The sequence below is a fragment of the Kitasatospora putterlickiae genome (assembly GCF_039527695.1).
GTDB classification, from domain to species: domain Bacteria; phylum Actinomycetota; class Actinomycetes; order Streptomycetales; family Streptomycetaceae; genus Kitasatospora; species Kitasatospora putterlickiae.
In genome coordinates this window covers 12,447-12,692 of record NZ_BAAAKJ010000166.1, presented here as the reverse complement: position 1 = coordinate 12,692, position 246 = coordinate 12,447, and the positions used below count along the sequence as shown (strand labels likewise).

Annotated in this window: 1 pseudogene; it reads right to left on the bottom strand. The window is 80.9% G+C overall.

Annotation, left to right across the window (positions count from 1 at the left end):
- Positions 1–223: pseudogene (locus tag ABD308_RS17220) on the bottom strand (hypothetical protein); the annotation flags it as partial.
- Positions 224–246: the final 23 nt, after the last annotated feature.

Here is a 246-nt window from a genome sequence, read left to right as displayed (position 1 = left end):
CCCACCCCCCCACCGAACCCGCCGGAGCCGGCGGGCGGCCGGCGAACAGCAGCCCGGCCAGGGCGAGCAGGACCGGCAGGCCCGCCGGGACGTACGGCGTGGCGGCCACGGCGACGGCGGCGCCGGCCAGGGCGGCGGTGCGGGTGCGGCGGTCGTCGAGCGAGGGAAGGACGAGGGCGAGCAGCACGGCGGGGAACGCGGCGTCCAGGCCCAGGGTGTCCACGGGGCCGCCGCTGACCGTGGAGT